The sequence below is a fragment of the Mesorhizobium sp. M0751 genome (genome assembly GCF_040320265.1).
Taxonomy (GTDB): domain Bacteria; phylum Pseudomonadota; class Alphaproteobacteria; order Rhizobiales; family Rhizobiaceae; genus Mesorhizobium.
Genome location: NZ_JAMYPH010000014.1, coordinates 85,358 through 99,592, shown reverse-complemented (window position 1 = coordinate 99,592; position 14,235 = coordinate 85,358). Strand labels below are relative to the sequence as shown.

The 14,235-nt window shown below is 65.2% G+C and carries 7 protein-coding genes; 3 read left to right on the top strand and 4 right to left on the bottom strand.

The window, feature by feature from the left end; all coding sequences use genetic code 11:
• Positions 1–142 precede the first annotated feature (142 nt).
• Positions 143–2,422 carry an NADP-dependent malic enzyme gene (locus tag NKI19_RS21335; RefSeq protein WP_352488031.1) on the bottom strand — a complete coding sequence of 760 codons (2,280 nt, stop codon included), beginning with the start codon at positions 2,420–2,422 and terminating at the stop codon, positions 143–145.
• 203 nt (positions 2,423–2,625) lie between these two features.
• On the opposite strand from NKI19_RS21335, the gene mutS reads away from it, so the two are divergent.
• A complete protein-coding gene (gene mutS / locus NKI19_RS21330) occupies positions 2,626–5,277 on the top strand; it encodes a DNA mismatch repair protein MutS (protein ID WP_352565256.1) in 2,652 nt (883 codons plus the stop codon).
• Positions 5,278–5,512: 235 nt separating this feature from the next.
• Here the strand turns inward: mutS and NKI19_RS21325 are convergent, their stop codons facing one another.
• The 3 genes from NKI19_RS21325 to NKI19_RS21315 form a co-directional block, all read right to left on the bottom strand.
• Positions 5,513–6,358 carry an aldo/keto reductase gene (locus NKI19_RS21325; RefSeq protein WP_352488033.1) on the bottom strand — a complete coding sequence of 282 codons (846 nt, stop codon included), beginning with the start codon at positions 6,356–6,358 and terminating at the stop codon, positions 5,513–5,515.
• A gap of 86 nt (positions 6,359–6,444) precedes the next feature.
• Positions 6,445–6,831, bottom strand: coding sequence for a CopM family metallochaperone (gene copM / locus NKI19_RS21320; protein WP_352488035.1), 387 nt, complete (start codon positions 6,829–6,831; stop codon positions 6,445–6,447).
• Between the two features lie 43 nt (positions 6,832–6,874).
• Entirely contained in the window at positions 6,875–9,379 is a 2,505-nt protein-coding gene (locus tag NKI19_RS21315; protein ID WP_352488036.1) for a heavy metal translocating P-type ATPase, read from the bottom strand.
• Positions 9,380–9,603: 224 nt separating this feature from the next.
• Here NKI19_RS21315 and NKI19_RS21310 point away from each other — a divergent pair, with 224 nt between their 5' ends.
• Positions 9,604–12,402, top strand: a complete 2,799-nt coding sequence (locus NKI19_RS21310; RefSeq protein WP_352565209.1) for a [protein-PII] uridylyltransferase — start codon at positions 9,604–9,606, stop codon at positions 12,400–12,402.
• Between the two features lie 46 nt (positions 12,403–12,448).
• On the top strand, positions 12,449–14,047 hold the full coding sequence (murJ, locus tag NKI19_RS21305; RefSeq protein WP_352488039.1) for a murein biosynthesis integral membrane protein MurJ: 1,599 nt from the start codon (positions 12,449–12,451) through the stop codon (positions 14,045–14,047).
• Positions 14,048–14,235 lie beyond the last annotated feature (188 nt).

Below are 14,235 nucleotides of genomic sequence, written 5' to 3'. Positions count from 1 at the left end.
GATCGGCGCGCAGCGCCGAGACGGATGAGGGGTGTTGGAAGGAATGCCGTCCGAGCCAAGCTGGAGCACCCCTCATCCGTCGCCTTCGGCGACACCTTCTCCCACAAGGGGAGAAGGAAGAGACGCTGCCGCTACGCGCCGCTCAAGCCCCCGCGCTATACGCCGCGATCGCTGCCATATTCACGATATCTGAGTCCTTGGCATTCAGTGAGACGATCTGAACCGGCTTGTTCAGGCCGACCAGCAGCGGGCCGATGACGGTCGAGCCGCCGAGCTCCTGCAGCATCTTGGTCGAGATCGAGGCCGAGTGGAAAGCCGGCATGACCAGCACATTGGCCGGGCCGGTCAGCCTGATGAACGGATACTGCGCCATGGCGCGGGCGTTGAGCGCCACGTCGGCGGCCATCTCGCCGTCATACTCGAAATCGACGCGGCGCTTGTCGAGGATGCGCACCGCTTCCTGGACGCGCTCGGAGCGCTCGCCCTGCGGATGGCCGAAGGTCGAATAGGCGAGCATGGCGAGCCTCGGCTCGTAGCCCATGCGGCGGGCGAAGCCGGCTGCCTCCTCGGCGATGTCGGCGATCTCGACGGCATTCGGCATGTCGTGCACGGCGGTATCGGCGACAAGCACGGTACGACCCCGCGCCAGCACGATCGACACGCCGATGACGCAATGGCCGGGCCTTGCGTCGATGACGCGGCGGATGTCGTCGAGCGCCGTCGAATAGTTGCGGGTGACGCCGGTGACGATGCCGTCGGCGTCGCCCAGCGCCACCATGCAGGCGGCGAAATGGTTGCGGTCGTTGTTGATCAGCCGCTGGCAGTCGCGGAACAGGAATCCTTTGCGCTGCATGCGCTCGTAGAGATAGTCGGTGTAGACCGAGTTGCGCCGCGACAGCCGCGCATTGATGATCTCGATGCCTTGCTTGCCGAGGTCGATGCCGGCGTTCCTGGCGTTTTCCTTGATGATGTCGTCGCGGCCGAGCAGGATGGCGGTGCCGAGCCGCTGGTTCACATAAGAGACGGCGGCGCGCATCACCTGCTCCTCCTCGCCCTCGGCAAAGACGATGCGCTTGGGCTGGCGGCGGACGCGGTCGTAGATGCGCTGCAGCGTCGAGGCGATCGGGTCGCGGCGGGCGGAAAGCTCCTGCGCGTAACGGTCGAGATCGAGGATCGGCTTGCGGGCGACGCCGGAGTCCATCGCCGCCTTGGCGACGGCGATCGGGATGGCCGAGATCAGCCGCGGGTCGAACGGCACCGGGATGATGTAGTTGGGGCCGAATTTCGGCCGGTTGCCCTGATAGGCGGCGGCGACATCGTCGGGCACGTCCTGGCGCGCCAGTTCTGCCAGCGCCCGGGCGGCGGCGATCTTCATGTCGTCGTTGATGGTGGTCGCCCGCACATCGAGCGCGCCGCGGAAGATGTAGGGGAAGCCAAGCACGTTGTTGACCTGGTTCGGATAGTCGGACCGTCCGGTCGCCATGATGGCGTCGGTGCGGATCTCGGCGACTTCTTCCGGCGTGATCTCGGGGTCGGGATTGGCCATGGCGAAGATGATCGGGTTCTTGGCCATCGACTGCACCATCTTGGTGGTCAGCGTGCCCTTGGCCGACAGGCCGAGGAACACGTCGGCGCCGTCCAGCGCCTCGGCCAGCGAGCGCGCACCGGTTTTCACGGCGTGCGCCGACTTCCACTGGTTCATGCCTTCGGTGCGGCCCTGGAAGACGACGCCCTTGGTGTCGCACAGGATGATATTTTCTGGCGCAAAGCCCATCGCCTTCATCAATTCGATGCAGGCGATGCCGGCAGCACCGGCGCCGTTGCAGACCATTTTCGTGGTCTTCATGTCGCGGCCGGTGACCTCCAGCGCATTGATCAGGCCGGCGGCCGAAATGATGGCGGTGCCGTGCTGGTCGTCATGGAAGACCGGTATGTCCATCAGCTCGCGCAGCCGCTGCTCGATGATGAAGCACTCCGGCGCCTTGATGTCCTCGAGGTTGATGCCGCCGAAGGAGGGCCCGAGAAAACGCACGCAGTTGATGAATTCGTCGGCATCCTCGGTGTCGACCTCGAGGTCGATGGAATCGACATCGGCGAAGCGCTTGAACAGCACCGCCTTGCCTTCCATCACCGGCTTCGAGGCCAGCGCGCCGAGATTGCCGAGGCCGAGGATGGCGGTGCCGTTGGAGATGACGGCGACCATGTTGCCGCGAACCGTGTAGTCGAAGGCGCGGCTCGGATCCTCGGCGATGGCGAGAACCGGAACGGCGACGCCCGGCGAATAGGCCAGGCTGAGATCGCGCTGCGTCGCCATCGGTTTTGTGGCGACGATCTCCAGCTTGCCGGGGCGGCCCATGGCGTGGAATTCCAACGCCTCCTGGGCGCTGACGGAGGGCCCGTTGCTTTCTGTTTTCTTGGCCATGGTACTTTTGGTTTCCTCGCCCGTACGGCACCGCTTGCGATGGGTGCGCATGCTTTCTTTTGTGGAAGGTTCGGGATTAAGGCTACACTTCGCCGCTGTAAACCGCCAAGCATGGCTTGCAAAATTTTGGAAGCAGCTTCTTGAACGACGAGACGCCCATTCGAAGCGACACCGCCACGCCGGCCTTCGCGCCGGCGACGCCGATGATGGAGCAGTATATCGAGATCAAGGCGGCGAACCCGGATTCGCTGCTGTTCTACCGCATGGGCGATTTCTACGAGCTGTTCTTCGACGATGCCGAGAAGGCAAGCCGGGCGCTCGGCATCGTGCTCACCAAGCGCGGCAAGCACCAGGGGCTCGACATCCCGATGTGCGGCGTGCCGATGCATGCCGCCGACGATTATCTGCAGAAGCTGATCGGCCAGGGGTTCCGCGTCGCCGTCTGCGAGCAGATCGAGGATCCGGCCGAGGCCAAGAAGCGCGGCGGCAAATCGGTGGTGCGCCGCGACGTGGTGCGGCTCGTAACGCCCGGCACCATCACCGAAGACAAACTGCTGGCGCCGTCGGAATCGAGTTTTCTGATGGCGCTGGGACGGGTCAAGGGCGGCAGCAGCGATCACGCATTCGCCCTAGCCTGGATCGAAATCTCGACCGGTGTCTTCCGCGTCGCCGAAACCACCGCCGACCGGCTGCTCGCCGATGTCTTCCGTGTCGATCCGCGCGAGCTGATCGTCGCCGAGCCGGTGTTTTACGACCCGGAGCTGAAACCGGTATTTGACGTGCTCGGCCGCGTCGCCAGCCCGCAGCCGCCTTCGCTGTTCGATTCGGCTTCAGCCGCCGGCCGCATCGCCCGCTTCTTCGAGGTCGCGACGCCTGATAGTTTCGGCTCGTTTTCGCGCGCCGAGCTGTCAGCGATCTCAGGCGTCATCGCCTATGTCGAGAAGACCCAGAAGGCCGAGCGGCCGCCGCTGTCGCGGCCGGAGCGCGAGGAGCAGGGCTCGACGCTGTTCATCGACCCGGCGACGCGCGCCAATCTGGAGCTGCTGCGCACGCTGTCCGGCAGCCGCGAGGGCTCGCTGTTCAAGGCGATCGACCGCACGGTGACCGGCGGCGGCGCAAGGCTGCTCGCCGACCGGCTGATGGCGCCGCTGACCGACCCGGCGGCAATCACAGCAAGGCTGGACTCGGTGTCGTTCTTCCGCTCCGAGACGCGCCTCTGCCAGGCGGTGCGGGCCAGCCTGAAGAGCGTCGCCGACATGCCGCGCGCCCTGTCCAGGCTGGCGCTCAACCGCGGCGGCCCGCGCGACCTCGGCGCGCTGCGCGCCGGTTTCGAAGCGGCCGGCGCCATCGCCGAACTGTTCGGCCAAACCGCCTTGCCGGGCGAACTGACCGCGGCGTTGGGAGCTATCAAGGCACTGCCGAGTGAACTGGCGACGCATCTGGCGCAGGCGCTCAGCGACGAGCTGCCGTTGCTCAAGCGCGACGGCGGCTTCGTCCGTTCCGGCTACCACGCCGAACTCGACGAGATGCGGGCGTTGCGTGACGAGTCGCGAAAGGTGATCGCCGGGCTGGAACGCTCGCTGATCGACGAGACCGGCATCCGCTCGCTGAAGATCAGGCACAACAATGTGCTCGGCTACTATATCGAAGTCACCGCCAACCACCATGCGCTGATGACCGGCAGCAACGGCGCCAAGGCGCGCTTCATCCATCGCCAGACCATGGCCAACGCCATGCGCTTCACCACCACGGAACTCGCCGAACTGGAAACCAAGATCGCCAATGCCGCCGATCGGGCGCTGGCGATCGAGCTTGCCGCCTTCGAGGCGCTGACGGCCGAAGTCGTCGGCCAGGCCGACAGGATCCGCGCCGGCGCCGAAGCGCTCGCCGTGCTCGACGTTTCGGCCGCACTTGCCCTGCTTTCCGAAAGCGAGGCCTGGTGCCGCCCCCTGGTCGATGCGAGCCTTGCCTTCGAGATCGCCGGTGGACGCCATCCGGTGGTCGAACAGGCGCTGCGGCGTTCCGGCGAAGGCCCGTTCGTCGCCAATGATTGCGATCTGTCGCCGCAAGGCGATGCTAAGGCCGGCGCGATCTGGCTGCTGACCGGCCCCAATATGGGCGGCAAGTCGACCTTCCTCAGGCAAAACGCGCTGATCGCCATCCTTGCCCAGACCGGCTCGTTCGTGCCGGCGGCATCAGCCCATATCGGCGTCGTCGACCGGCTGTTTTCGCGGGTCGGCGCCTCCGACGACCTGGCGCGCGGCCGCTCGACCTTCATGGTCGAGATGGTCGAGACTGCGGCGATCCTCAACCAGGCCGGCGAGCGCGCACTGGTCATCCTCGACGAGATCGGCCGCGGCACCGCCACCTTCGACGGCCTGTCGATCGCCTGGGCGGCGGTCGAATATTTGCACGAGAAAAACCGCTGCCGGGCGATCTTCGCCACGCATTTCCACGAGATGACGGCGCTGGCCGGAAAACTGCCGCGGCTCTCCAACGTCACCATGCGGGTCAAGGAATGGGAGGGCGACGTGGTCTTCCTGCACGAGGTCGGCAAGGGTGCCGCCGACCGTTCCTACGGCGTCCAGGTGGCGCGGCTGGCCGGCCTGCCGGAAGCCGTCGTCGGCCGGGCCAAGGAAGTGCTGCACCAGCTCGAAGCAGGCGAGGTTTCGGGCAAGGCCAACCGTCTGGTCGACGACCTGCCGCTGTTTTCCGTGGCGGCGAAGCGGGAAGCGTCGAAGCCGGCGAAGAGTGATGGGCTGGGTGAAGCGCTGGGCGCGATCAACCCCGACGAGATGACGCCACGCGAGGCGCTGGAAGCGCTGTACCGGCTGAAGGGGATGCTGGGGAAGTAGGGCTTCTGCAAATCGGAGCGGCGTCGCCGAAGCCGCCGATCTCCCCCCCGTGGGGGAGATGTCCGGCAGGACAGAGGGGGGCGCTGTCCCGCCGGCCTATCCGTCGATTGCATATGCATGGTTGCGTAGATCTTCGGCGCGCATAGGTTTTGACTGAAAGGTTAGCGATCCTTCACGCCCCCCTCTGCCCTGCCGGGCATCTCCCCCACGAGGGGGGAGATTGGCAGCTTCACCCTCAGATCATCGCCAAACCACGCTTCCGCCTCGGCGGCGGGAAGGCGCGGTCAATTTCGGCGAAATCTCCGCTCGTGAGCTCGATGTCCAACGCCGCGACATTCTGCCGGATATGCTCCGGGCGGCTAGCTTTGGGAATCGCAATCACGCCCTCCTGCGCCATCACCCAGGCAAGCGCGATCTGCGCCGGCGTCGCACCGTGGCGAGCGGCGATGGCATCTAACCTGGCGTTGCGCGCCAATACCCCCTGATCGACCGGCGAATAGGCCATCAGCGGCATGCCGCGCTGCCGGCTCCACGGGGCGAGGTCGAACTCGACGCCGCGCTGCGACAGATTGTAGAGCACCTGGTTGGTCTGGACGTTGCCGCCGGCCGTCAACCGGACCAGCTCCTCCATCTCGCCGGTATCGAAATTGCTGACGCCCCAGTGGCGGATCTTGCCGGCTGCCTTTAACGCTTCGAACGCCTCGACCGTTTCCATCAAAGGCACGCTGCCCGGCCAATGCAGCAGATAAAGATCGATGCGGTCGGTGGCGAGATGCCTCAGGCTGTTCTCGCAGGCCCGTTTCACGCCGGTGCGCGAGGCATTGGACGGTAGCACCTTAGAGACGAGGAACACTTCGTCGCGGCGACCGGCGATGGCCTCCGCCACCACCTCCTCGGCGCCGCCGCTGGCATACATTTCGGCGGTGTCGATCAGCGTCATGCCGAGATCCAGCCCGAGCTTCAGGGCATTGGCCTCGTCGCCACGGCGGCGAGCGTCTTCGCCCATCTTCCAGGTGCCCTGGCCGAGCACCGGCACGGCTTCGCCGCAGGGCAGGGTGGTCGTCCGTATCGTCGATGGCATGGCATGCTCCAGTCAGGCGACATCATAGCCGCCAAAGCGAATCCAGGTGAAGCCTCTTCCCCGGATTCGCTCTGATAGCGTGACGCCTACTTCATCGGATGGGCGGCGAGCCAGTCCTGCATCTGCTTGATCTCGGCTTGCTGCGCGGCGATCACCGCTTCGGCGAGCATGCGGATTTCCGGGTCCTTGCCATTGGCGAGCTCGATCTTGGCCATGTCGATGGCCGCCTGGTGATGCGGGATCATGCCGCGGGCGAAATCGACATCGGCATTGCCGGAATATTCGATCGCCATCATGTCGGTATGCATCTTGTCCATCGCCGCCTTGTAGCCCGCGGTCGAGGGGCTCTGCGCGCCCATTGCGCCCATGTCGTGCTTCATCTCCTCGGCTTGTGCCGGAACGCTTTCGAGGAAAACAGCAAGCAGCATTCCCGCCGCCATCATCAAAAGCACGATCTTCTTGGCCAAGGTCATTCATCGTCTCCTTATTCGAACAGGGTCTATCTGGAAGTTTTATTCAGAGTTTCAACGTCCTGAGCCGCAATGCGTTGGCTATCACCGAAACCGAAGACAGGCTCATCGCCGCCGCCGCGATCATCGGCGACAGCAGCGTGCCGGTGAGCGGATAGAGCACCCCGGCAGCTACCGGCACGCCAAGCACATTGTAGAGGAAAGCGAAAAACAGGTTCTGGCGGATGTTGCGGATCGTCGCGCGGGCCAGCATCCGGGCCCTGACGATGCCGTTGAGATCGCCCTTGACCAGCGTAATTCCCGCACTTTCGACCGCAACATCGGCGCCTGTGCCCATGGCGATACCGACATCGGCGGCGGCAAGTGCCGGCGCATCGTTGACACCGTCGCCGGCCATGGCGACGCCGGCACCGCCGGCACGCAACTCCTCGACCAGCGCGTTCTTCTGTTCGGGCAAGAGCCCGGCACGCACCGCGTCGATGCCGAGCTTGGCTGCGATGGCCTTGGCGGTGCGCTCGTTATCACCGGTCGCCATGACGATCTTCAGCCCGCTGTCATGCAGCGCCTTGATCGCCTCGGCGGTGGTCGCCTTGATCGGGTCGGCAACGGCAACGAGACCGGCGAGCTTGCCTGCGACGGCAACGAACATCGCGGTCTTGCCGTCGGCCTGCAGCGCCTCGGCGCTGGCCTGGACCGATGCGGTATCGATGCCGAGATCGGCCATCATTGCGGCATTGCCGAGCGCCACTTTCTGTCCCGAGACCGTGCCAGAAACCCCCTTGCCGGTAACCGCCTCGAAACCGCTCGCGTCCGGGACTTTGACGCCGCGTTCGCGGGCGCCTTCGACGATCGCCTCGGCCAGCGGATGCTCGGAGCCTTTTTCCAGACCGGCGGCGAGCGCCAGCAGCTCGTCCTGTGCCATGCCTTCGACGGCAACGACGTCGGTCAGTCGCGGCCGGCCTTCGGTCAGCGTTCCCGTCTTGTCGACGATCAGCGTATCGACCGAGGCAAAGCGCTCGAGCGCTGCCGCTTCCTTGATCAGCACGCCGGCATGCGCGCCGCGCCCGGTGGCGGTCATGATCGACATTGGCGTCGCAAGGCCGAGCGCACACGGACAGGCAATGATCAGCACCGAGACCGCCGAGACGATGGCAAAGACCAAGCTGGGTTCCGGTCCGACGATCGCCCAGGCGACGAACGCAATAATGGCGACAAGCACGACGGCCGGGACGAAGTAGAACGAGACGCGGTCGGCCAACCCCTGGATCGGCGCGCGCGAGCGCTGCGCCTTGGCGACCAGCTCGACGATGCGCGCCAGCGTCGTCTCGGCGCCGATCTTTTCGGCGCGCATGACCAGCGAGCCGTTCTTGTTGAGCGTGCCGCCGGTGAGGTTGTCGCCTTCGGTCTTTTCGACCGGCAGCGGCTCGCCCGTGATCATCGATTCGTCGATGGAGGAGCGTCCTTCGAGTACGATTCCGTCGACCGGCACGGCATCGCCGGGGCGGATGCGCAAGCGGTCGCCGGCGTTGACGGTTTCGAGCGGCACGTCGTTTTCGGAACCGTCCGCGCCGATCAGCCGCGCCGTCTTCGGCGCCAGGTCGAGCAGCGCACGGATCGCCGAGCCGGTTTTCTCGCGGGCGCGCAATTCCAGCACCTGGCCGAGGAACACCAGCGCGACGATTACCGCCGCCGCCTCGAAATAGACCGGCACGGTGCCGTCATGGCCGCGGAACTGGTGCGGAAAGAGGCCTGGAAACAGTGTGGCGACGACGCTGTAGAGATAGGCGGCACCGACGCCGAGCGAAATCAGCGTCCACATGTTGGGGCTGCGATTGAGAATCGAATCCCAGCCGCGGTGGAAGAACGGGAATGCCGCCCACAGCACCACCGGGCTGGCCAGCGCCAGTTCCAGCCAGACCTTCGCACGGTCATCGATGAAGGCCTCGAACGTCAGGCCGAGCATCGGTGCCATGGCGATGACCAGCAACGGCACGGACAACACCGCGCTCACCCAGAAGCGCCTGGTGAAGTCGACCAGTTCGGGGTTCGGACCCTCGTCGCCGGTCGGCACCCCCATCGGCTCCAGCGCCATGCCGCAGATCGGGCAGGAGCCGGGCTTGTCGCGGATGATTTCGGGATGCATCGGACAGGTGTATTGCGTGCCCTTGGGCATCGCCTGCGGCGCCGGCCTGTCGCCGAGATATTTTGCCGGCTCGGCCTCGAACTTCGCCTTGCAACCGGCGGAGCAGAAATAGAAACCCTGGCCCTCGTGCCGCAAAAAGTGCCTGGCCGTGGCGCGGTCGACGCTCATGCCGCAGACGGGATCGGTTGCGGTCAGATATTTCTGGGGTTCGGCGACGAATTTCGAACGGCAGCTTTCACTGCAGAAATGATAGCGCTGGCCGCCATGCTCCGCCGTCGGCTTGCCGGCGGCCGGATCGACGGTCATGCCGCAAACCGGATCGCGGATGACGGCGTCCGCGACGGCCGAGGCACCCTTTGCCGAGCAGCAACTGCCATGGGCGTGATGATGGTGGTCGGAATGCGTCATGCCGAAAGCCCCTGAATTTCGATGTTGGGACGGAGGTAGTGCTTCCAGTAACTGGAAGGTCAAGCGCTGATTTCGATTTTTCGTGGCCCAAGCCCTAACCGAACCGGCCGTGGGCACCCGACGATCGTCCCGTCGGCAGCCGTGGACGCATCCGTCCGCCCCATACCCAGCGCCGCGAAAACGCGCTATAGACGCCGCCGAAACGGCGAGGCCGAACGGCATTTATGGCAAGAATATCCCTGAAGCTCGAGGAACTGATCGACGGCGAAGCCTTGCGCCGCGAGATGACGGAACTGACCGCGGCCACGGCAGGCGACGGTTCCGGCAAGGCCGCGCGCAGCGGCGTCCTCAAGCTTCTCAAAAGCCGGCTCGCCGACGGCCGCATGGTCGCCGAACGCATGCTGATGGACGATGGCAGCGGCACCGCCTGCGCCGCCCGGCTGTCGCATCTGATGGATGAGATCATCCGCGCGCTCTACGATTTCGCCGCCACCCATGTCTATCGCGTCAAAAACCCGTCATCGGCCGAGCGCATGGCGGTCGTCGCTGTCGGCGGCTATGGCCGCGGCACGCTGGCGCCGGGGTCCGACATCGACCTGCTGTTCCTGCTGCCCTACAAGCAGACGCCATGGGGCGAGCAGATCGTCGAATACATGCTCTACATGCTGTGGGACCTCGGCCTGAAGGTCGGCCACGCCACGCGCAACATCGACGAGTGCCTCAGGCTGTCGCGCACCGATATCACCATCCGCACCTCGATCCTGGAAGCGCGTTTCCTGTGGGGCGAGCAAAAGCTCTATGACGAGCTTCTGCAGCGCTTCGACCACGAGGTGGTGCGCACCACCGGCCCCGAATATGTGCAGGCCAAGCTCGCCGAACGCGACGAGCGCCACGCCAAGGCCGGCGAGAGCCGCTATCTGGTCGAGCCCAACGTCAAGGACGGCAAGGGCGGCCTGCGCGACCTGCAGACGCTGTTCTGGATCGCCAAATATTTCTACCGAGTGCGCACCGGCGAGGAACTGGTCGACAAGGGCGTCTTCACCGACGCCGAATACAGGGAATTCCAGAAGGCCGAGGACTTCCTGTGGGCGGTGCGCTGCCACATGCATTTCCTCACCGGCAAGGCCGAGGAGCGGCTGCATTTCGACATCCAGCGCGACATTGCCGAGCGGCTCGGCTACACCACCCATCCCGGCCTGTCGGCGGTCGAACGCTTCATGAAGCACTACTTCCTCGTCGCCAAGGATGTCGGCGACCTGACCCGCATCTTCTGCGCCGCGCTGGAAGAGGAGCAGGCCAAGCATGTGCCGGGCTTCAACCGCATTTTCCTCACCTTCTCGCGGCGCAAGCGCAAGCTCGCCGGCACGGCCGATTTCATCGTCGACAACCACCGCATCAATATCGCCGACGACGAGGTGTTCGAGCGCGATCCGGTCAACCTGCTCAGGCTGTTCTGGTTTGCCGACAAGCACGGCCTGGAATTCCATCCCGATGCGCTGAAGCTTTTGACCCGCTCGCTCGGCCTCGTCGGCAAGGCGCTCAGGCGCGACGAGGAGGCCAACCGGCTGTTCCTCGACATCTTGACCTCGGACCGCAATGCCGAGCTCAATTTGCGGCGCATGAACGAGGCCGGACTGCTGGCCAAGCTGATCCCGGATTTCGGCAAGATCGTCGCCATGATGCAGTTCTCGATGTATCACCACTACACGGTGGACGAGCACCTGATCCGCTGCATCGGCGTGCTGGCCGAGATCGAACGCGGCGACGGCGAAAAGGTCCATCCGCTTTCCCACTCGCTGATGCCCGGGCTGAAGAAGAGCCGCGAGGCGCTCTACGTCGCCGTGCTGCTGCACGACATCGCCAAGGGCAGGCCGGAAGACCATTCGCAAGCCGGCGCCAGGATCGCCCGGCGCATCTGCCCGCATATGGGGCTCTCGCCGGCCGACACCGAAACGGTCGCCTGGCTGGTCGAGAACCACCTCGTCATGTCGATGACCGCGCAGACCCGCGATCTCAACGACCGCAAGACGATCGAGGATTTTGCCGCCATTGTGCAGTCGGTCGAACGGCTGAAGATGCTGCTTGTGCTTACCGTCTGCGATATCCGCGGTGTCGGGCCTGGGGTCTGGAACGGCTGGAAAGGCCAGCTGCTGCGCACGCTCTACTACGAGACCGAGCTTTTGTTGACCGGCGGGTTTTCGGAGGTGTCGCGCGCCAAGCGGACTGCGGCGGCGCGCGAACAACTGGCCGAGGCACTTGCCGACTGGCCGGAAAAGGCCCGCAAGCGTTATGTCGGCCAGCACTACGAGAATTATCTGCTGGCGGTCGATCTTCCCGACCAGGTGCGCCATGCCGAATTCATCCGCGAGGCCGATCACGCCGGCAAGAAGCTCGCCACAATGGTGAAAACCCACCAGTTCGAGGCGGTGACCGAGATCACCGTGCTGGCGCAGGACCATCCGCGCCTGCTCTCGGTGATTGCCGGCGCCTGCGCGGCGGCCGGCGGCAACATCGTCGACGCGCAGATCTTCACCACTTCGGACGGCCGCGCGCTCGACACCATCCTGATCTCGAGGGAGTTCGACCGCGACGAGGACGAGCGCCGCCGCGCCGAGCGCGTCGGCCGGCTGATCGAGGACGTGCTGTCGGGCAAGAGCTGGCTGCCCGAAATGATCGAAAAGCGCACCAAGCCACGGCGCGGCGCCAAGGTTTTCCGCATCCCGCCACGCGCCGAGATCCGCAACACGCTGTCGAACCGGTTCTCGGTGATCGAGGTCGAGGGACTGGACAGGCCGGGCCTTCTGTCGGAGATCACCGGCATGTTGTCGGACCTGTCGCTCGACATCGCCTCGGCACACATCACCACCTTCGGCGAAAAGGTCATCGACACGTTCTACGTCACCGATCTCACCGGCCAGAAGATCGACAGCCCGTCGCGCACCGCGACCATCCGCAACAGGCTGATCGCGGTGCTCGAGGGCACGGCGTCCGAGCGAGGCAAGACCAAGACGGCGGCCGAGTGACTGTCACCTTCCATTTGCCCCAATCACACAGGCAGTCTTCAAGCGCATGAGCCTTGTCAAGAAATTCGCCACGGTCGCTTCCGGCACGCTGATGAGCCGGGCCCTCGGCTTCGGCCGCGAGATGCTGATGGCTGCCGCACTCGGCACCGGACCGATCGCCGACGCCTTCAACGCCGCCTTCCAGTTCCCCAACACCTTTCGCCGGCTGTTCGCCGAAGGCGCCTTCAACGCCGCCTTCGTGCCGCTGTTCGCCAAGGAGATCGAGACCCATGGCACCGACGGCGCCAAGCGCTTTTCCGAAGAGGTGTTCGGCGTCTTGTTCACGGCGCTTCTGGCGCTGACCATCGCCATGGAACTGGCGATGCCGCTGATCGTGCGCTACCTCGTGGCGCCGGGCTTTGCCGACACGCCGGGAAAATTCGAGATGACCGTGGCGCTGGCGACCGTCATGTTCCCCTACCTGATCTGCATGTCGCTTGGCGCCATGATGGCCGGCATGCTGAATTCGCTGCGCCGCTATTTCGCCGCCGCAGTGGCGCCGGTGTTCCTCAACGTCATCCTCATCGCCGTGCTCGCCTATGCCTGGTACAAGGGTTCGGACGCCCGCACCGTTGGTTTCGGCCTGGCCTGGGGCGTGCTGGCGGCCGGCTTGGTGCAGCTGGCGATCGTCTGGGCGGCGGTGCGCCATGCCGGCATTTCGATCGGCTTCCGGCGGCCGAAGATGACGCCGAACGTCAAGCGGCTGCTGATCCTGGCACTGCCGGCGGCGATCACTGGCGGCATCACCCAGATCAACCAGCTGATCGGCACGGCGATCGCGTCGGCGCAAGACAGCGCCGTGTCGTCGCTGGCCTATGCCGACCGCGTTTACCAGCTGCCGTTGGGCGTCGTCGGCGTCGCCGTCGCCATCGTGCTTTTGCCGGAACTGTCGCGGGCGCTGAAATCGGGCAATCTGGTCGAGGCGGCCAATCTGCAGAACCGCTCGGTCGAGTTCACTTTGTTCATGACCTTGCCGGCGGCGGCCGCCTTGCTGGTCATGTCCGAGCCGATCGTGCGGCTGGTCTATGAGCGCGGCGCCTTTGCCGCCAACAATTCGACGCCGACGGTCGCCGCAATCCTGGCGATCTTCGGCCTCGGCCTGCCGGCCTTCGTGCTGATCAAGGCGTTCACCCCAGGTTATTTCGCCCGCGAGGACACGCGCACGCCGATGATTTTCGCCGCCATCTCGGTGGCGGTTAACATTACCACGGCGCTGACGCTGTTTCCGACCATGGGCGCGCCCGGCATTGCCGTTGCCTCCGCCGTCGCCGGCTGGGTCAATGCGGCGATGCTGCTCGCCGTGCTGATCCGGCGCGGCCATTGGGGCCGCGACGTACCGCTCATGAAACGCATTCCGCGGCTGGTGCTGTCGGCGGCGGTGATGGCGGCGGCGCTCTATTTTGCCGAACACTGGTTCGCCGCAAGGCTGGCTTCCGGCTCGCCGCTGGTGATCAAGGCGGTAACCCTGCTTGCGCTGGTCGCCGGCGGGGCGCTGCTCTACTTCGTCACCGCCTTCGCCATCGGCGGCGCAGATTTCGGCATGATCCGCCGCAATATCGGCCGCAAGGGATCCCAGCCGGTCAAGGAGCAATCTCCGGATTCATGAGGCGGAAAATTCGTCAGCGCCAATTTTGTTCTTGCTTTGTGCCGGCAGCTATGGTACTAATCTCAGTATGGTGCTAATTGGCTCCAGCGACCCGCCCGCCGAGGCGGGTTTTTGTTTCTGGTCGGCGCCATCCCCTCAAACAGCCTTCTGTTCGGCCGAAGCCAAAGCCCCGCGCTCTGGCCAACGCC